This window comes from Shewanella sp. A32 (assembly GCF_029167175.1).
GTDB lineage: Bacteria > Pseudomonadota > Gammaproteobacteria > Enterobacterales > Shewanellaceae > Shewanella > Shewanella yunxiaonensis.
Genome location: NZ_JARFTS010000002.1, coordinates 48,706 through 66,615 on the forward strand (window position 1 = coordinate 48,706; position 17,910 = coordinate 66,615).

At 49.5% G+C, this 17,910-nt stretch carries 21 protein-coding genes; 16 read left to right on the forward strand and 5 right to left on the reverse strand.

Features of this window, described 5'->3' with window-relative positions:
* The first annotated feature begins 103 nt into the window (after positions 1-103).
* The 9 genes from PY479_RS02140 to PY479_RS02180 all read left to right on the forward strand — a co-directional run bounded on the left by PY479_RS02140 (position 104) and on the right by PY479_RS02180 (position 7,228).
* Positions 104-1,120, forward strand: coding sequence for an alpha/beta hydrolase (locus PY479_RS02140; protein ID WP_275482727.1), 1,017 nt, complete (start codon positions 104-106; stop codon positions 1,118-1,120).
* 263 nt (positions 1,121-1,383) lie between these two features.
* Positions 1,384-1,959, forward strand: coding sequence for an electron transport complex subunit RsxA (rsxA, locus tag PY479_RS02145; protein ID WP_212595398.1), 576 nt, complete (start codon positions 1,384-1,386; stop codon positions 1,957-1,959).
* 12 nt (positions 1,960-1,971) lie between these two features.
* Positions 1,972-2,496, forward strand: a complete 525-nt coding sequence (locus tag PY479_RS02150) for an RnfABCDGE type electron transport complex subunit B (RefSeq protein ID WP_212595399.1) — start codon at positions 1,972-1,974, stop codon at positions 2,494-2,496.
* Positions 2,497-2,507: 11 nt separating this feature from the next.
* Positions 2,508-3,989 carry an electron transport complex subunit RsxC gene (rsxC, locus tag PY479_RS02155; protein ID WP_275482728.1) on the forward strand — a complete coding sequence of 494 codons (1,482 nt, stop codon included), beginning with the start codon at positions 2,508-2,510 and terminating at the stop codon, positions 3,987-3,989.
* On the forward strand, positions 3,982-4,977 hold the full coding sequence (locus tag PY479_RS02160; RefSeq protein ID WP_275482729.1) for an RnfABCDGE type electron transport complex subunit D: 996 nt from the start codon (positions 3,982-3,984) through the stop codon (positions 4,975-4,977). The genes rsxC and PY479_RS02160 overlap by 8 nt, the downstream gene beginning before the upstream one ends.
* Before the next feature lie 2 nt (positions 4,978-4,979).
* Complete coding sequence (locus PY479_RS02165) at positions 4,980-5,615, forward strand: RnfABCDGE type electron transport complex subunit G (RefSeq protein ID WP_275482730.1); 636 nt, start codon at positions 4,980-4,982, stop codon at positions 5,613-5,615.
* Positions 5,602-6,282, forward strand: coding sequence for an electron transport complex subunit E (locus tag PY479_RS02170; protein WP_275482731.1), 681 nt, complete (start codon positions 5,602-5,604; stop codon positions 6,280-6,282). The genes PY479_RS02165 and PY479_RS02170 overlap by 14 nt, the downstream gene beginning before the upstream one ends.
* Before the next feature lie 2 nt (positions 6,283-6,284).
* A complete protein-coding gene (locus PY479_RS02175; protein WP_212595404.1) occupies positions 6,285-6,554 on the forward strand; it encodes an RnfH family protein in 270 nt (89 codons plus the stop codon).
* A gap of 131 nt (positions 6,555-6,685) precedes the next feature.
* On the forward strand, positions 6,686-7,228 hold the full coding sequence (locus PY479_RS02180) for a flavodoxin (RefSeq protein ID WP_228730398.1): 543 nt from the start codon (positions 6,686-6,688) through the stop codon (positions 7,226-7,228).
* A 1-nt stretch (position 7,229) separates the two neighbouring features.
* Here PY479_RS02180 and PY479_RS02185 read toward each other — a convergent pair whose 3' ends face one another.
* Entirely contained in the window at positions 7,230-7,502 is a 273-nt protein-coding gene (locus PY479_RS02185) for a DUF3861 domain-containing protein (RefSeq protein WP_212595405.1), read from the reverse strand.
* 101 nt (positions 7,503-7,603) lie between these two features.
* Between PY479_RS02185 and PY479_RS02190 the strand changes: the two genes are divergently transcribed.
* From PY479_RS02190 to mtgA, 3 genes are all read left to right on the forward strand, one after another.
* On the forward strand, positions 7,604-8,026 hold the full coding sequence (locus tag PY479_RS02190) for a MarR family transcriptional regulator (protein WP_275482732.1): 423 nt from the start codon (positions 7,604-7,606) through the stop codon (positions 8,024-8,026).
* A gap of 194 nt (positions 8,027-8,220) precedes the next feature.
* Positions 8,221-10,761 carry an EAL domain-containing protein gene (locus PY479_RS02195; RefSeq protein WP_275482733.1) on the forward strand — a complete coding sequence of 847 codons (2,541 nt, stop codon included), beginning with the start codon at positions 8,221-8,223 and terminating at the stop codon, positions 10,759-10,761.
* Between the two features lie 153 nt (positions 10,762-10,914).
* Positions 10,915-11,622, forward strand: coding sequence for a monofunctional biosynthetic peptidoglycan transglycosylase (gene mtgA, locus PY479_RS02200; RefSeq protein WP_275482734.1), 708 nt, complete (start codon positions 10,915-10,917; stop codon positions 11,620-11,622).
* 64 nt (positions 11,623-11,686) lie between these two features.
* Here the strand turns inward: mtgA and PY479_RS02205 are convergent, their stop codons facing one another.
* From PY479_RS02205 to PY479_RS02215, 3 genes are all read right to left on the reverse strand, one after another.
* Positions 11,687-11,962: a hypothetical protein gene (locus tag PY479_RS02205; RefSeq protein ID WP_275482735.1), complete on the reverse strand. Its 276-nt coding sequence runs from the start codon at positions 11,960-11,962 to the stop codon at positions 11,687-11,689.
* Between the two features lie 70 nt (positions 11,963-12,032).
* Positions 12,033-12,701 carry a glutathione binding-like protein gene (locus PY479_RS02210; RefSeq protein WP_275482736.1) on the reverse strand — a complete coding sequence of 223 codons (669 nt, stop codon included), beginning with the start codon at positions 12,699-12,701 and terminating at the stop codon, positions 12,033-12,035.
* A 17-nt stretch (positions 12,702-12,718) separates the two neighbouring features.
* Complete coding sequence (locus tag PY479_RS02215) at positions 12,719-13,330, reverse strand: glutathione S-transferase N-terminal domain-containing protein (protein ID WP_275482737.1); 612 nt, start codon at positions 13,328-13,330, stop codon at positions 12,719-12,721.
* A gap of 88 nt (positions 13,331-13,418) precedes the next feature.
* Between PY479_RS02215 and PY479_RS02220 the strand changes: the two genes are divergently transcribed.
* Positions 13,419-13,994, forward strand: coding sequence for a TetR/AcrR family transcriptional regulator (locus PY479_RS02220; protein WP_275482738.1), 576 nt, complete (start codon positions 13,419-13,421; stop codon positions 13,992-13,994).
* Between the two features lie 77 nt (positions 13,995-14,071).
* Here PY479_RS02220 and PY479_RS02225 read toward each other — a convergent pair whose 3' ends face one another.
* The gene (locus tag PY479_RS02225) at positions 14,072-15,334 is read right to left on the reverse strand and encodes an MFS transporter (RefSeq protein WP_275482739.1); all 1,263 of its coding nucleotides are present in this window, start codon (positions 15,332-15,334) and stop codon (positions 14,072-14,074) included.
* A gap of 334 nt (positions 15,335-15,668) precedes the next feature.
* On the opposite strand from PY479_RS02225, the gene PY479_RS02230 reads away from it, so the two are divergent.
* The 3 genes from PY479_RS02230 to PY479_RS02240 all read left to right on the forward strand — a co-directional run bounded on the left by PY479_RS02230 (position 15,669) and on the right by PY479_RS02240 (position 17,845).
* Positions 15,669-16,208, forward strand: coding sequence for a phosphatase PAP2 family protein (locus tag PY479_RS02230; protein ID WP_275482740.1), 540 nt, complete (start codon positions 15,669-15,671; stop codon positions 16,206-16,208).
* 30 nt (positions 16,209-16,238) lie between these two features.
* A complete protein-coding gene (locus PY479_RS02235; protein ID WP_212595414.1) occupies positions 16,239-16,589 on the forward strand; it encodes a diacylglycerol kinase in 351 nt (116 codons plus the stop codon).
* A 107-nt stretch (positions 16,590-16,696) separates the two neighbouring features.
* A complete protein-coding gene (locus tag PY479_RS02240; protein ID WP_275482741.1) occupies positions 16,697-17,845 on the forward strand; it encodes an energy transducer TonB in 1,149 nt (382 codons plus the stop codon).
* Positions 17,846-17,910: the final 65 nt, after the last annotated feature.

Consider the following 17,910-nt stretch of genomic DNA (forward strand, 5'->3'; position numbering starts at 1 on the left):
GCACTGTTGTCGGCGGTGTCGGGGAAGTTTTGACCAGTAACTGCCGCTTGCCTTAGACTGGCAGCGCCTTATTTCACCAAAAGCTGAATAACAGGAGGTCGCGATGTACAGCAACAGGCAAAGCTGGCTATTGATCACTATGGCCGCGGGCATTTTATTGAATGGCGTGGCTAACGCCGCAGCTAAACCCGCCTATGGTCCAGAGCTTGAAGGTTTCAGTTATCCCTGGCCGGTAAAACAGTTCCAGTTTGAATCGCAACAGCAGCCATTGCATATGGCCTATATGGACCTGCAGCCAACCAAGGCTAACGGTCACACCGTGGTACTGTTACATGGCAAGAATTTTTGTGCGGCGACTTGGGAAGATACCGGCAGAAGTCTGAGTGCCGCTGGTTATCGGGTAGTCATACCGGACCAAATCGGTTTTTGTAAGTCCAGTAAGCCGCGAACATATCAGTACAGTTTTCAGCAATTAGCGCAGAATACTCATGAGTTGCTGGCATCATTGTCGATTAACAAAGCGATTATTATGGGGCATTCCACTGGCGGCATGCTGGCAGCGCGCTACAGTCTGATGTATCCCGCGGATACCGAACAGTTGGTGATGGTCAATCCAATTGGTCTGGAAGACTGGAAAGCGAAAGGGGTGCCATTTATCGGGGTGGATGGTTGGTATCGGCAGGCGTTGCAAACCACCGATGAGGGCATTCGTAACTATGAGCGCAAAACCTATTATGCCGGTGAGTGGCAGCCTGCTTATGAGAAGTGGGTACAGATGCTCGCAGGCATGTATCGGGGCCCAGGTAAAGAAATTGTCGCCTGGAACTCGGCGTTGCTGTACGACATGATCTACAGCCAACCCGTCGTTTATGAGTTGCCGGATATTAGCGTGCCTAGCTTATTGATGATTGGTGAAAGGGACACTACTGCGCCCGGTAAGAATCTCGCTTCAGCGGAAGATCGTGCCAAACTCGGCAATTATCCGCTATTAGCACGGGAAGCGGCCAAGCGTATTGCTAATGCTCAATTGGTGTTGTTCCCAAATTATGGTCATGCACCGCAAATGCAGGCCCCCGCGGAGTTTCATAAATCGCTATTGGCACACCTGATAGCACCTTAATCAACTCTTAGTTTCTCTTGGTTCGCAGGTCGTGCTGACTTGCGAACAACTCTTCAGCCTTTATGCCTTATCCGGTGCCTTCATTGCTGTTGGTTTACGGCTGTTTTGTCTGTTTTGTGACAAAGCTGTTGCTGCTTAAATGCCGTGTCTTCATGTTAAAAAATCAATAAAAAACAGTATATTGAACCATAAATGCCGCCGTCAATTCCACTGGCATAAGCGTTGCAAATTCCTTGGCATTGATTGTCAACTGAGACACAACCATGAGCGACGGTTTACTGATATTTCTTGGTGCCGCATTTGTTAACAACGTGGTGCTGGCCAAATTTCTAGGTTTATGTCCCTTCATGGGGGTGTCGAACAAAATCGACAGCGCCGTGGGGATGGGGTTGGCAACCACCTTTGTGCTGACACTGGCTGCAGTTGTCAGTTGGGTATTGGAGTTCGCAGTCCTCAGACCCCTGCATCTGGAATTTATGCGCATTATCGCGTTCATTCTGGTAATTGCTGCGGTTGTGCAACTCACTGAGTTATATGTCAAAAAAAGTTTTCCATCACTGTATCAGTCATTGGGCGTATTTCTGCCGCTGATCACCACCAACTGTGCGGTATTAGGGGTGGCATTGCTCAGCGTGCAGGAGCAGTTGTCACTGATGCAGACCTTTATGTTCAGCTTCGGCTCGTCTATCGGCTTTATGGTGGTGCTGGTGCTCTTTGCCGGACTACGGGGGCAGCTCAGTTTGAATCGGGTGCCCGCGGCATTCAAAGGAAACCCTATTGCGTTTATTACCGCGGGATTGTTGTCGATGGCCTTTATGGGCTTTGCCGGGATTGTCTGAGGAGGCCAGCAGATGATTAGCGTAGTGTTTTTGGTGTTGTTGGGGGCGGCGCTCGGAGCCGCACTGGGGTATGCCTCGCAGGTGTTCAAAGTGGAGAGTAATCCGCTGGTGGACCAGATTGAGGCGTTGATGCCCGGAGGACAGTGCGGTCAATGTGGCGAAGCAGGTTGCCGTCAGGCGGCTGAGGCAATGGTACGTGGGGTACTGAGTCCTGCAGGCTGTCCGCTTGGCGGCGCAAACCTGACTAAACAAGTGGCGGATATGTTGGGGGTCTCAGTAGAGATTGCTGATGAAGATATCCAGTGGGTGGCGACAATTGACGAATCTCAGTGTTCTGGCTGTGGTCGCTGTTATAAAGCCTGTCCGTTTGATGCCATTGTGGGGGCCACCAAACAGATGCACACAGTGATCGCTGATGTGTGTACCGGTTGCAAATTATGCACCCAGGTATGTCCGCAACAGTGTCTGACAACCGTGCCGCTGACTCCCGATAGTCGCAGTTGGTTCTGGCCTAAACCGCAACCCGAAGCTGCCTGAAGGAGGTCATTATGCTGAAATTTCTGCGTCAGCCATTCCGTGGCGGCATTCATCCCGATAGCCACAAGCTGCTGACTTGTAATAATGGTATTGATCGTGAGTTCTGGCCACGTAATGTGATGTTGTCATTGCAGTTGCGTAATGGTGCCAAGCTGACACCGTTGGTCAAACCCGGTGATACGGTATTGCGAGGGCAGAAAATTGCCGAAGGTCGCTCTGAGATGGTGGCGCCGATACACTCTCCGGTAAACGGCGTGGTGACCGGCATTGCCCAACATTTCAATTCTCACCCTTCGAAAGCCAAATGCGACACCATCATCATTCGTGCTAACAGCGACAGACGTTGGGGCGAAAGTGCGCCGCAGGGCAGCTTCTACCAGCTGTCGGCAGACGAGATTATTACTCGGGTGCGTGACGCGGGCATTGTTGGCTTAGGCGGTGCCGGTTTTCCAACGGCTGCCAAACTGAGCTTTGCGCGCAGTGCTAACGTGGACACCTTAGTGATCAATGGCGGTGAATGCGAACCGTATCTGACCTGTGATGATGTGGCGATGCAACAGTATGCGGCGGAGATTGTTGCTGGCGTACGGCTAATCCTCACTGCGAGCGGTGCCAAACAAGCCATCATCGGTATTGAAGACAATAAGCCCAAAGCGATTGAACAACTGCGCTCAGCGGCATCTGAAGATGAAAAAATTCAGGTGCTCAGTGTGCCCAGCATCTACCCCATGGGCTCGGAGCGGCATCTGATTAAATCTGTTACCGGCAAGACGGTTCCGGTCGGTAAACTTTCCAACTCTATCGGTATTCTGACGCATAACATCGCCACCACTCGCGCCGTTTATCAAGCAGTGCGTTTTCGGCGGCCTTTAGTCAGCCGGGTGATTACTGTCTCTGGCCGTGGCATCGGGAGTCCCCGCAATGTTGAGGTGCCAGTAGGCACTCCGGTGCATGAGTTGTTGGCTTGGTGCGGCGGTATCAGCGACAGCACTGCGCGCCTGGTGTTCGGTGGTCCGATGATGGGACAGGTGATTTCGTCACCTTATATCCCGATTGATAAAACTGTCGGCGGCATCTTGGCACTTACCGATGCCGAAGTGCGCCAGCGTCAGCCCTCAGATTGTATTCGCTGTGGGCAATGTGTGCGTGCCTGTCCGATGGGGTTGATGCCATTTCAGATGGCTGCCTTCAGTCGTATCTCCGATTTTTCAGCGGCAGAGGATATCGGGATCCAGCATTGCCTTGGCTGCGGCGCGTGCAGCTATGTTTGCCCTTCAGCGATTCCGTTGGTGCAGTATTTCCTGCATGCCAAGGGTTCGATTAATGCTAATCGCCTCAAAACCCAGCGCTCGGCCAAGGCCAAAGCACTCAATGAAATCCGTTTACAGCGGCTCGCTGAAGAAGCTGCCGCTAAACAGGCCGCGAAGGCCTCCAAACGTCGTGAACGTGCCCCTCGCGCCAGTCGTCCGGTTAAGGAGTTGGAACATGATTAATTACGAACCCTCGTCCGGTCCCTTTGCCCACACTCGTAACAGCAGTGTGCGCATCATGTATACCGTGTTGCTGAGTCTGTTACCCGCCACGATATTTGGCATTTACCAATTCGGTCTTGGCAGTTTGCGTACGGTGCTGGTGTGCTGTGTCGTAGCGGTATTAGCGGAATATGCCAGTCTTAAATTAATGCAACGCCGAAGTGCGGCCTGTATGGACGGCTCGGCGTTACTAACCGGCTTGTTGCTGGCCATGAGTCTGCCTTCCACCGTCCCCATGTGGTTGGCAGCCATGGGCAGCGCCTTTGCGATAATCGTCGGTAAACAGATCTATGGCGGTTTGGGACAGAATCTGTTTAATCCGGCGATGCTGGCGCGAGTGATGTTGCTCATCTGCTTTCCGGTGGAAATGACTAATTGGGCTGTGCCGACGCCACTGGATTTTAGTCACAACCTGGTGACCGTTCCCGATGGCTGGCTGCAGTTTGATGGCGTCACTGCCGCGACGACTTTGTCTGGATTGAGTAAAACACCTGAAACAATATTTTCTATGTTCTTTGGTACAGAAGGCGGCAGTCTCGGCGAAACCAGCTCATTGCTGATCCTTGCCGGTGGTCTGTTGTTGCTACAACGCCGCATCATTCACTGGGCGATTCCGTTGTCATTCCTCGCGGGACTTGGCTTTCCATCGCTGATTGGCCACTGGTTTGCGCCGACGACCTTTTTATCTTTACCCGCCCAAATTTTCAGTGGTGGCGCGATGTTAGGTGCTTTCTATATCGCGACGGATCTGGTGACTTCACCTACCAGTGTGCGGGGGCAGTTAGTGTATGGCGCTGGCTGTGGTTTGCTGATCTGGTTAATCCGTAGCTTCGGCAATTATCCGGAAGGGGTGGCCTTTGCCGTGTTAATCATGAATGCCGCCAGCCCGCTTATTGACCATTATCTGCGGCCGGCAATTTTCGGTAGCCGCTCAGTTGCGGGGAAATAATCATGCTGGCAGTGCTAGAAAAATGGAAAGAAGGGATCAGTTACCAAAGTGGCTTGTTAGCAACCGTGTGCGGTGTGGCCGCATTACTGTTGGTGGTAACTGATACCTATACCAAGCCCTTGATAGCAAAACGGATTGAGGAAGATCAAAATGCCTTGCTGACTGAGGTACTGAACGGTGCCCCATACGCGAATAAGGTGTTTGCCAATGCCGACAACATCCAATTTGACGGCAGTCGCTATGAGATTTATCCGGTGAAAAATGCGCAGGGTACCACCACTCATTATGTGGTGCGTGGCACCACTGAAGGTTATGGCGGCACCATTAGCTTTCTACTGGGGGTGGACAGTGATGGGGTGATTAGTGGTGTACGGATCCTCAGCCACAGCGAGACGCCAGGATTGGGTGACAAAATCGAGCTGGCAAAAAGCCAGTGGATCCTCAGTTTCAACCAACATTCGCTGAAAAACACGTCATTGTGGGCGGTAAAAAAAGATGGCGGCACATTCGATCAGTTTGCTGGCGCCACCATTACCCCGCGGGCCGTCGTTAATGGCGTTCATCAGGCGATGCAGGCATTGATGCAGCAGCTACCGCAAGTAAAGCCGACAGAGGAGACCACTGATGGCAAACAATGATTACCGCCATATCATCGGCGAAGGCCTGTGGCACAACAATATCATTCTCAAACAGAGTCTGGCGCTGTGTCCATTGCTGGCGGTGACTGGCAGCGCGACCAATGGCCTCGGACTGGGATTGGCAACAACGGTGGTAATGGTTGCTTCCAACCTGCTGACATCTATGGCAAAAGGCATTATCAGCAAAGCGGTGCGGATACCCGCCAATATCATCATCATCGCTTCGTTGGTGACTTTGATTGATGCCATGCTCAATGCCTGGTTACATCCACTCCATAAAGTGCTGGGGTTGTTTATTCCTTTGATTGTGACCAACTGTGCCATTTTGGGGCGGGTGGAGTCGTTTGCCGGTAAGTCCCCCGTCTTGCCGTCGATTGTTGATGGCTTAGCAATGGGGCTGGGATTTACTTGGGTACTGACCATGCTCGGCGGCATTCGCGAAATCATTGGCAGCGGGACGCTGTTTGCTAATGCCAGTTTGTTGCTGGGCAGTCACTTCGCCTTTTTGGAAACCACCGTGATCCCCGATTATCGTGGCTTGCTGCTGGTGATCTTGCCGCCAGGCGGCTTTCTGGCGCTCGGCACTGTGCTGGCAATCAAGCAGAAAGTGACCTTAAGACTGCAACAACGCAAAGCGCTGGCCGCCGCGCCGGTATCCGGAGGCTAACCATGAAAGTCAGCGTAGTGTATGCCTTGCCAGCAGAGCAGGTGTGGTTGCCGGTACAAGTGGACGAAGATGCGACACTGTTATCCGCGATTGAGGCTTCTGGGATTCTAGCGATGTTTCCGGCAATCAAGCTCGATCGGCAGAAAGTGGGAGTATTTGGCAAAATCAGCGCTCTGGATGCGTCATTGAAAGATGGCGATCGGGTAGAAATCTACCGGGCGATCACCTGGCAGGCGCCAGATGATGATGACGAAGACGACGATGACGATTGATTGTCAGCTTTGTGACAATTTGTCAGTCGTGAGTGCCATGTTGTTTAATAAAAATCAATTAAATTCAAAATGATATATGAGGAATGCGAATTGCACTGTCATCGCTGAATCCATTTTTTCGCAAGGGGTGAATGATGTCAAAAGTCGGAATTTTTTTTGGTACTGATACCGGTAGTACCCGCAAAATCGCTAAGCAGATTTACTCACTGCTGGGTGATGGTGTTGCCGCCAAACCACTCAATATCAACCGGGTGGATGATGCGGCAATCTTTGATGAATATGACTGCCTGATCTTGGGTACCCCGACTTTGGGTGAAGGTCAGTTGCCAGGCCTATCAGCAGAATGTCAGGAAGCCAGTTGGGAAGAGTTTATGCCTAACTTTGATGAACTGGACCTGTCAGGTAAAAAGGTAGCGCTGTTCGGTCTGGGCGATCAGGTTAACTATCCGGATGAATTTGTCGATGCTCTGGGCGAATTATACGACTGTGTGGTTGAATGTGGCGCTGACGTCGTCGGCAGCTGGCCGCTAGATGGCTATGAATTCAGCCAATCTGCCGCCGTGTTAGATGACCGGTTTGTCGGCTTGGTCATCGACAAGGATAATCAAGCCAGTCGCAGTGATGACCGGGTGGCAACCTGGGTAGCGCAACTTAAAACGGAATTAGGGTTATAAACTAAAGTCCTGATTTGAGTTTTTTCATAAACAGTTTGAATTGTGGGCCGAACTCGCTAAATAGCGGATGTTTACGTTCGGCCAACATCACTTCACTGAACAGTTTCAAACCAACAATAAAATTTTTCGTCTGTTCGTCGGTAAATCCCAGCTTGCCATCCACGCGTTCCAAAATCGCAAACATATCGTCATGGTTAATGGTTTCGAAACTCATTTGTTGTGTGGTGGTTTCGCCGTCGAGTTTTTCGACGGTGATACGGTATTGATGCGGCATGATTATGTGCTCCTGCGCTTAAAACCTGTGATTAGGCATTTTGTTTTGAGATGTTAGTTGATAAAATCAATTAAATCCCATTTAGTTGATAAAGTCAATCAATGAGTATTAATCAATCGTTATTTGCGGTACTGGACTCCTATAAAGCGGCGTTGCAGGAGGCGTTTAATCAGGAGTTGCCGGAGTTGTCGCTGATGTATTTTCGGATGTTGCGCCAGGTTGGCTCTGGCTATGGCATTACACCACAGTTGGTGGCGCAGAAACTACACCGCGACAAAGCACAGGTGACGCGTTTGGCGGTAGAAATGGAGCAAAAGGAATTGCTGCAAAAATTGCCGCATCCGCAAGACCGTCGCAGTGTGCTATTACAGCTGACGGCCAAAGGTGCCACGTTACTGGCACAGGCGGAAGCGTTGCAACAACAGGTTGCCGAACGGATGAGTACCGGGATTTCAGAAGCGCAGTTACAGTTAGTGGATGAGTGCTTGATAAAGATGCGAAATAACCTAAAAACACCGCGCTGAAACGACGGGACCTAACCGGTGATTTCATTGTTGTAGATGGAAACATTGTCCCAACTGCAAGAGTGAGTATGACAGGTCTCTCATTCTGAAGAAATGCGTTGTGAGTTTGGTTGAATTTTGTCAAAAACCGACGACATTATAACCATTCAGAAGATCTTTTATACTCGCTGTAACTGTTGACAAGGATCGGGTCGATGTCTCTCAGCCGGAAGGTTTTATTCGCGGTATTAGCGGTGTTTATTGTGGGATTTTTTATTCTGCAATACGCCAGCTATATCTTTATTCAGCAGGAATCTGAGCAAGAGTTACTGGATTCGGCTGAGCGGATCCGCGCGGTGCTTATGGCGACAAGGCGAGTTTATCATCATCAGTTCTTAGAAAGTGGTGTGCCGCTAAACGATAAAACCCTCGGCTTTTTACCTGCCCATGCCTTGGGACTGATCTCAAAAGATATTCCTAACTGGTTGAATTCCGGCTTTTCGTTCGACAATGTGTCAGACATTCCGCGTAATCCTGATCACGCCGCCGATGCGGTGGAACAGGCCGCAATAAAGTTTTTCAGGGCGCATCCTAAGGAGCCACGCCGATTTGTGCCTTATATCAATGAACAGGGAAAGCGTTTCTACCACTATGCGCGGCCTATCTGGATTGAACCCTACTGTCTGAATTGCCATGGCAGCAAAGCTACCGCACCAGAAACCATTCGCGCGCACTATGACTCAGCTTATGATTACAACGTCGGCGATCTACGCGGTATCGTGAGTATTAAAATTCCCGGTTCTATTATTGAGCGTCGAGTTCAGCGTATTTTCAATATGCAGTTCTGGTGGGTTCTCGGTTCCGGCACTCTTTTGTTACTGTGTATCTTTTTGTTAATTAAGCGCAATGTCATTCTGCCGATTACCCGTTTGCGAAGTGGTATCGACAGTCTCGGCAGCGATCTCAGTGGTCATTCGGTAGAGCCATTACCGGGTGAATTTAACCATATCGGTAAAGCGTTCAACCTGATGGTTGCCCGTATCAATGCCAAAGAAGCGGCGCTAAAAGACAGCGAATCGAAATTCCGCACCTTGGTGGCTGCTGCACAAGATGGCGTGTTACAAACCAATCAGTTTGGCGAAGTGATTTTCTGTAATCACGGCGCAGAAGCGATCTTCGGTTATCCAGAACCCGAGATTGTCGGCCAATCTTTATCCAAGCTGATCCCCAGTCGTTACCTACCGCAAAATTTTGCCGCGCAAGGACTGAAGCTCGGTCGTTCTGCAAGTTATGTCGGCCGCATCAGCGAAGTGATTGGTATGCACCGGGATGGCCATGAAATCCAGATTGAAATGGCGCTGAATAGCTGGCAACAACAGGGTGAGACCTATTATGTGGCGGTGATGCGAGACATCACTGAGCGTAAACTGGCGGAAGAGCGCATCCGTACCCTGGCTTTTTACGACCCGCTGACTGAATTGCCAAATCGACGCTTATTATTGGAGCGCCTGAAAATTGCCCGCAGCAATAGCGTCCGCAGCGGCCGTTTTGGTGCCTTACTGATGTTGGATCTGGATAACTTTAAATTACTCAATGACACCCACGGCCACAGTGTGGGCGATCACTTGTTAGTGGCGATTGCACATCGATTGCTCGAAGTGCTGCCCAAGCAGGATACCTTGGCCCGTATCGGTGGCGATGAATTCGTGATCCTGCTGGAAGGCTTGGCTACCAGTGAAGTAGAGGCGGTCGCCAAAGCACTGGCAACTGCCAACGAGATCCGCATGCAGCTGCAGTATCCCTTTGATATTGAAGCTTCGTTAAATGGTTATTTGGCAACTGTCAGTATCGGTGTGTCGCTGTTTTGTGGCGACGGCATCTCGGTGGACGAGATGATGAGTCATGCGGATATGGCGTTGAATAAGGCAAAGTTGAACGGCCGCAACAATATCCAGTGCTTTGATGCCAGTATTCAACGCCAGTTGTCACAGCGCAGTGAAATCGAAAATGCGTTAAAGCATGCGTTGCAGCAGCAGGAGTTCAGGCTGTTTTATCAACCACAGGTTGATGAGCAGGGTCGTATTTTTGGGGTTGAGGCATTACTTCGCTGGCAAAAAACACCTGATGAACTGATACCACCAGACCTGTTTATTCCCGTTGCCGAAGAATCCGGCCTGATCACTGGAATTGGCCATTGGGTGTTAAAGCAAGCTTGCCAGCAACTGGTAATTTGGCAGCGGTCGTCACTCACCCAAGATATCTCGATTTCGGTGAATGTCAGCGCGCGCCAATTTTTACGCAGTAAATTCGCAGATGAGGTGCTGTCGGTATTGTCGGAAACCGGTGCCCGGGCTGACAGACTAAAACTGGAGCTCACGGAAAGTGCTGTGCTACAAGATGTGGAAGCCTCGAAACAGAAAATCTTGCAGCTAAAAGCGGCCGGATTAACCTTTTCGCTGGATGATTTCGGTACCGGATATTCGTCACTGTCATATTTAAAACAACTGCCGGTGGATCAGGTCAAAATTGATCGTTCATTTGTCAAAGATGTCACCGAGGATGAAGGCGATTCTGCCATTGTGCAGGCCATTCTGGCGATGTGTAACACGCTCGCAATCGAAACTATCGCGGAGGGCGTAGAAACGCAGGCCCAACTGGAATTTTTGCAGCAGCATGACTGTTGCCGCTTCCAGGGCTACCTGTTTGGGCGCCCGGTGCCGATGAATGAGCTGATGGATCGCTTTTTCAAAGTCTAGTGCTGGCTTTTGGCTCTGTTAATGGCGCATGGTGCCAACTAGCTCCATGTCGGATAGGTGTCTCGCAATCCACTCTAAGGTCGCTGGTTGCAAGCCATCAGCTTCCGGCATAAGCTTTTGCTCTCAAATTTAATTGGTAACTGAGGGCTCTGGATGACATCGGCCGGAAACGGATGGTGGCGGCAATTAAGACGTTGGCTTTGGCGTCTGCTGTTATTATGGCTGGGCTTGTCACTGCTGTCGGTATTACTACTGCGGTTTGTTAATCCTCCCTATTGGAGTTGGCGGTTGGCCCGCGCCATTGATCCCCCCGCCAAAATTAGTCAGATACGCCACGACTGGCGGCCACTATCTGCTATCTCCCATAACTTGCAACTGGCGGTGATCGCCAGTGAAGATCAGCGCTTTCCTGAACATTTCGGATTTGATTTCAAGCAGATAAATGATGCTATTGCGGATGCTCGTAAAGGGGATGGGCTGCGTGGGGCCAGCACTATCAGTCAGCAAACGGCGAAAAATCTGTTTATGTGGCCATCGCGCAGTTTTGTACGTAAGGGGTTGGAAGCCTGGTTTACTGTATTGTTGGAACTGTGCTGGGACAAACAGCGGATCCTGGAGGTTTACCTCAATGTGGTTGAGTTTGGCCCCGGTATTTATGGTGCTGAAGCGGCGGCTGAGTATTACTTCCACAAGCCCGCGGCAAAGCTGAGCAGTTATCAGTCGGCTTTACTAGCGGCAATGTTACCAAACCCCTGGCATTATCGCATTGCGCCACCGTCACCCTACATGGAGCAACGCGCAGATTGGATCACTACCCAGATGCGACAACTGGGGCAAATCACCCTGCAAAAGCTGGACTGACAATTTAACCACAATAAAAAAACACCCCAGGGTGGTTTTTTGTGTTTAGGTGATGCTACCTGTATTAAGGTGAGGAGCCCGTTAATAAGTCATAACTGACAGTTTCGCCGTCTGCGCTAGTCCAGTCGATTCGGCTATAGGCGAAGTTGATACTGGTCTGTATTCCTGCAGGTGAAATAGCCAGACTAAAGCCGCTTGAAATTACTTGCTGTCCAAAGGTAATAGTGCCGCCCTGGGTTTTGTTTAGACGATCGTTATTGTCTTCGATCGTGATATTTCCAAGGGCAGCATCACTCATAAAGCACAACATCGGTTCTTGTAGCGGTGCCGTGATTGCCATCTCTGATACTGAATGTGCGAAAAAATGCCAGAGGCAACGACTTCTGGCAGTTACTGCCTCCCGGTGGGAATTAACGGGTGACCATATGGCAAATACGTGCTGCTTTCTCCTCGGGAGTCTCAACATTCGGTTGCGGTATCTGCATGCCGCGTTGTACCGCAGGACGCTGCGCAATTTGTGCCAGCCAGCGTTGCAAATGGGGCAGTCCGTCAATCGCTACACCACTCCATTCATGAATATTGACCCAAGGCCAGGTGGCGATATCTGCAATACTGTAGTTTTCACCGGCCAGAAAACTATGCTGTGCTAACTGTTGATTGAGGACTTCAAACAAACGGCGCCCTTCATTCTGGTAGCGTTCAATGGCTTCAGGGATTTTTTTCGGGAAATATCGATAAAAGACATTGGCTTGACCCATCATTGGGCCAACGCCACTCATCTGGAACATCAGCCATTGCATGACTTGTGTGCGACCTTTGATATCGTTTGGCAGCAGTTTTCCGGTTTTTTCGGCCAGATAAATGAGAATGGCACCTGACTCAAACACCGCAAAATCATCGTTATCGTGGTCGATGATGGCGGGAATGCGGCCGTTGGGATTTATCTGGAGAAACTCCGGCCGTTTCTGATCTTTTGCAGCTAAATCAAGCGCGTGAACACGGTAATCCAGCCCCAATTCTTCCAGGGCAATCGAGATTTTGTGACCATTGGGCGTAGCTGCCGTATATAACTCAATCATGTGAACTCCGCTTACGGTTATAAAAATGCATCATGCTGTTGTAATGCCTGATACCAACTGCTGAGGTGATGATATTCGCCGACGATGGGCAGTTGCAGTCTGGTCTCACAGAAGGTGACAAACACATAAGCGCTGATATCGGCAATCGTCAGCGATTTTCCGGCCAGGTAATGATGTTCTTTAAGTTGTTGTTCCAATACGGGCAGAAATTCAGTCACTCGTTTTTTGCTTTCTTCCCCCCAGGCGCTGATGCAGGTTTCCCGATCACTATAGACACCAGAAAGATTACGAAATGCCTGGAATGCCGGGATCAACCCTTGCCATTCTACGATGCGATTCCACATCTCCACCTGCGCTTTTTCCAGCGCGGTGCGGCCAAAAAGATAGCGTTGATTGGGCGTAATTTCGTCAAAGTAACGGCAGATCGCCACGCTTTCACACAGATGGGTATCGGCATCAATTGCCAGCAGCGGTACCTTCAGATTGACACTCATCTGGCGATAAGCCTCGGACAGGTTTTCTCCACCACGAATATCAACCGTCACGCGCTCAACATCTACGCCAAGGGCTTTCAGAAAGATATTGACCCGGCGACAGCTAGGGGTGGCGGCAACTTCATAGAGTTTCATACCAAGCAATCCTTTTTCAGAACGATCGTTTAGATTAGACTCTAAATAATATCGGAACGATCAGTCAAGAATAACCTGAGGAAATGTTATGGCACGCAGTTGTGGTTTTGACCGCGAACAAAAGCTGGAGCAGGCGATGCAGCTGTTCTGGGAGAAAGGCTTTGCCAACACTTCTGTTGCTGATCTGGTGGCGCAGTTAGGAATTAACCGATTCAGCCTCTATAACAGTTTTGGTGACAAACAGGCGTTATATGAAGCAGCGTTGCAACACTATTTTATTAAGGTGAGCAACGCCCATCTGCAACCGTTATGGCAGGACGGTGCCGGATTGGCACAGATAGAAATGTTTCTGCGCCAGTTTGAACAGTGCCAGAAAGACAATCCGTTTGGCTGCTTTATTCAAAATGCCGTGGTGGAGCATGCCGGAAACCAGGCACGGGTAACTGCCCAAGGCGAGCAACTGTTCAATCAGGTCAAAGCGGCACTAAAGCAAGCATTAGCCAACGGACAGCAGCAAGGCGAAATCAGCCAGAGCATGACCGCCGATGCGCTGGCTTCATTGATTCTAGTGCAGATGCAGGGCATGCGGGTTTTGAGTAAAGCACAGCGGTATCAGGATATTGCGACGGCGGTTGAGAGCCTGTTATGTATCCTGCGCCGCTGATGGTGGTTGCGGCGACACTCATGCACCGACCATCGCTGCTTCGCCTTAACGCCAGCCGCTGGCTCAACGGCTGAAAATTACGATTCTGAGTCTGATTTCGTTGCTGCCAGATGAGCAAAGTCCGGACGCGGCAGGCGATCCAAAATGCGGTAAAGGTAAATCACTATCAACGTAAGCAATGCCGCGGTAGTGAATAATGCCGGGCCGCCCCAATGATCCAAAATAATGCCGCCACCCAATGGCGCCAGTGCGAAACCAAAATCGTACGCGGACGCCGCACCAAAATAGGCGCCGCGCAGATGATCGGGTGCCAGGCGGTCAATGTGGACATTCATGGTCGGAAACAGAATCGTTTCGCCAAGACTCAACACAACAATCGCGCCAATCCAACCCCAGAACAGTTCTATGGGATTCAGTGCCAACCACAGCTGCGACAGTAATAACAGCAACAGCCCGATCTGGATCCGTCGTGTCAGCGGGTAAGATGCCAGTAGTTTCAGCAATACAAACTGTGACGTAATAATCACACAAGCGTTAGTAAAGATAATGCCGGAGATCAGCGCTAACAGTTGTGGTGCCTTGGCCCTGGTCAGGTACTGGATCAGTGAGCTGTCGGTCTGGGCATAAATAAACATACAGAGAATATTGGCGAGGATCAGGCATTGCAGCAGCCGGTCGGCCAATAATACTTTGAACGTCATGCGTAAGTTAACGGCGCTGTCGCTGGTGGTGTCAGCGGCGATTTTACGTACTAACCGTTGTTGACGAAATCCCCAGTACAACATGATTAACAACAGCGCAAATGCCACCGCTGTAATGTAAAAGCTGGATTGCTGTCCGGTGAGTCCCAGCCAGACGCCTGCCATTGGACCCACCGCACAACCGGCATTGACCATAAAATACAGAGATTGCATCGCCAGTTCGCGGGTTTGTGGGTCGTCAATGATATCGCCAATCGTGGCAGCGGTTAGCGGCCGCCAAAGTGATGTGGCAATGGCGCACAATGTCATCACCACGACATAGCCTTTAACCGAATCCACGTGTGCCAGCAGTGAAAAAGAGACGATATACAGTACGCCAGTGAGATACATCAAGGTCTTGCGACCGATACGGTCTGATAGCGAACTACCAATAAAGCTGGTGAAAACGGAAATAATCGCCGCGTTGGACAATACCAGCCCGACCTGCGTTGCACTCAGGGTAAACTTCTCATAGAGGATCACCGCTAAAAACGGCCACACCATGAAATAGCTGCCGCGGGTAAAAAAAGAACCCAATAACAACACCCACATTAGCGGTGGAAACTGTTTCACCCGGGAGAAAGAGACGTCGCTGTACACCTTGTTGCAACCTGGAATGTTAATAAAATGAAAATGAGTTGAGATTGTATCGACCCCGCCGACTTTAAGATAGCCAGTAATAGCGCTTGCAAATCATAGGGCCGTGACTTTTTATAGCAATATGGTTATTTTTCCAATGTTATTGAACAGTTGCCATTTAAGACTGTGGCTGCAGTTTGCGTTAATTATTGTTTGTTGTGTCAGTAAAAGCATGGCGAGTTTTAGCGAGCGTTAATCATCACTTAATTTTTCCCGCCTAGTGTGACACTCCTGATCTAGGTGCCGCGATGGAAGATTTTAGCGGTGCAGTTTCTTCTCAATAACAAGGAAAGCGATGAAATCCCTGTCAATGCTAAAAGCTTCTCTGCTGTGTGGCGTATTACTCTTCAGCTTCAATACTCAGGCAAAAAGTACCGTTGAAACCTCCAGTGATGTTGGCTTGGTACTGATCCCCGCCATTGCCTGGGGATTGAGCCAATGGAAAGAAGATAGTGAAGGTCAGCACCAACTGTACTGGTCTCTCGGAAGTACCTTGGTAACTACTGAATTATTGAAATACGCCATTCATGAACGTCGCCCGGATGGCAGCGGCAATGACAGTTTCCCCTCTGGCCATACATCACTGACATTTTCCGCCGCGACTTATGTACAGCAGCGTTATGGTTGGAAAACGTCGCTACCTTTCTATGCCGCGGCGACCTATGTCGGTTGGAGTCGGGTCGATAGCGACAAGCATTACACCAAAGATGTGCTGGCTGGGGCGTTAATTGGCTATCTGAATGCGCGTTATTTCACCGAGCCTTATCATGGCGTGCAAGTTTCAGCATATTCTGATGCGGGGAGTATCGGTCTGAATTTGCATATGGCATTCTAAGAGCATCACGTTTGTTAACTGGAATGCTGAGTGAAAAATCAGTCTTTCATCAGAAAGTTAGGATATGCCCTTAGTGGTTTTATCTATGCGGTAAAGCAGGAACATAATATGCGCCGTCACTTGGTTGCGGCGCTGTTGGCGATATGGGTATTCGCCTGGGCACAACCGGCGGCTATCTGGTGGGCATTAATAAGTCTTTGTATTGCGTTGGTGTGGGCGGCGGAATTGATTAACTCGTCTCTAGAAGCGTTGATTGATCACCTGCATCCCCAGATCCATCCTCAAATAAAACATGTCAAAGATATGCTGGCGGCGATGGTGTTGGTACTGAGTATTGCCGCTGTCATCATCGGCTTGTTGGCGTTGTATTCCTGTCTATAGTTTATCTTCCTATCACTACTCATCTGGGGTTATAAGCAACAACGAGTTGAATCAATGTAACTATTCAGTTAGTTTGTTACTGAGGTTGTTATTATAAGGATATAGCTGTGAAAGATCGCATTGATGCATTGTTGTTTCAGAACCCCCTATCTTTTTTTTCCAGAAAAGCACTTCACTGTAGTTTATTGGTAGTATTAGTTGCGATGTTTTCGTCAGCACGGGCTGATGACAATCAATTTCATGCTGCCTATGAAGCATATAAATCCGCAGTTCAGTCGCAGGATAACCAGCAGATCCTGACAACTGCAGAGCAAGTGTATAAGTTAGGTCGAGCTGTTTATGCTAAAGACAGCCTTGATTTCGCAGCGCTGACGATGAATTGGGCTCAAGCATTGAGCCATCACTCACTTCGATCATTTGACCGTGACGATGATAGGCGCAAGCAAGCAAATGTCTTGTATCAACAAGCGCTAAAAATCTACCAACAACATTATGGTGACGATTCGGTAAAGTTAGTTGATGCTTTATTGGGTATGGCAAAAACCGAAAAAAAAGCGGTTACTGCTGACACTGTATTTCGAGATGCAATTGATATTGCTGAGGAAAGTAAAGATCAATTGTTAATTGCTGACGTCAAGATGGTAGCGTTTCATGACCTTTACGGTTCAAGGGCATACACCCGTAGGGTTCGTGATTATGCATTTGAAGCTTATGAGATATATAAAGATAAACTAGCGGTAGATGCTATTAGTCGTGTTGAAACTGAATATGAAGTTGCCAAAATACACTTTGTAGAAAAGGATTATACGATGGCTGAACCACTATTTCTGGATGTGGTTCAGCAGTTTTCAGCATTGCAGTATTCTCATCCCTATGCACTTTCGGCTCATGCGATGTTAGTTAGGCTTTATCAGCAACAAAATAGTCCCGATAAAGCGACAGAGCATTGCCAAGCGATCGGCCGCATGACACCGTGGCAAGATAATCAAGAGCAAACGCCGATTTTTAGAGCTGCACCTCAATACCCACAATCTGTAGCTAAAAGGGGGCAAAGCGGGTGGGTGCAACTGGAATTTACTATTGATGAGAGCGGTTTTGTCAAAGATCCAAAAGTCTTGCAATGGGAAGGCAGTAAAGCGTTTGAAGCCCCCAGCATAAAAGCGCTGAAGCAGTGGCGATACGCGCCTAAATTTGAGAACGGTGAACCAGTGGCTGCGATCAGTCGCGTCCAGCTAGACTACAAGATTAACCGCTAACGGCAAGGCAGTAATAGGATTCAGGTGAAAATCGTGTGTTGTTAGTAAAAGTATTGTAACGACTT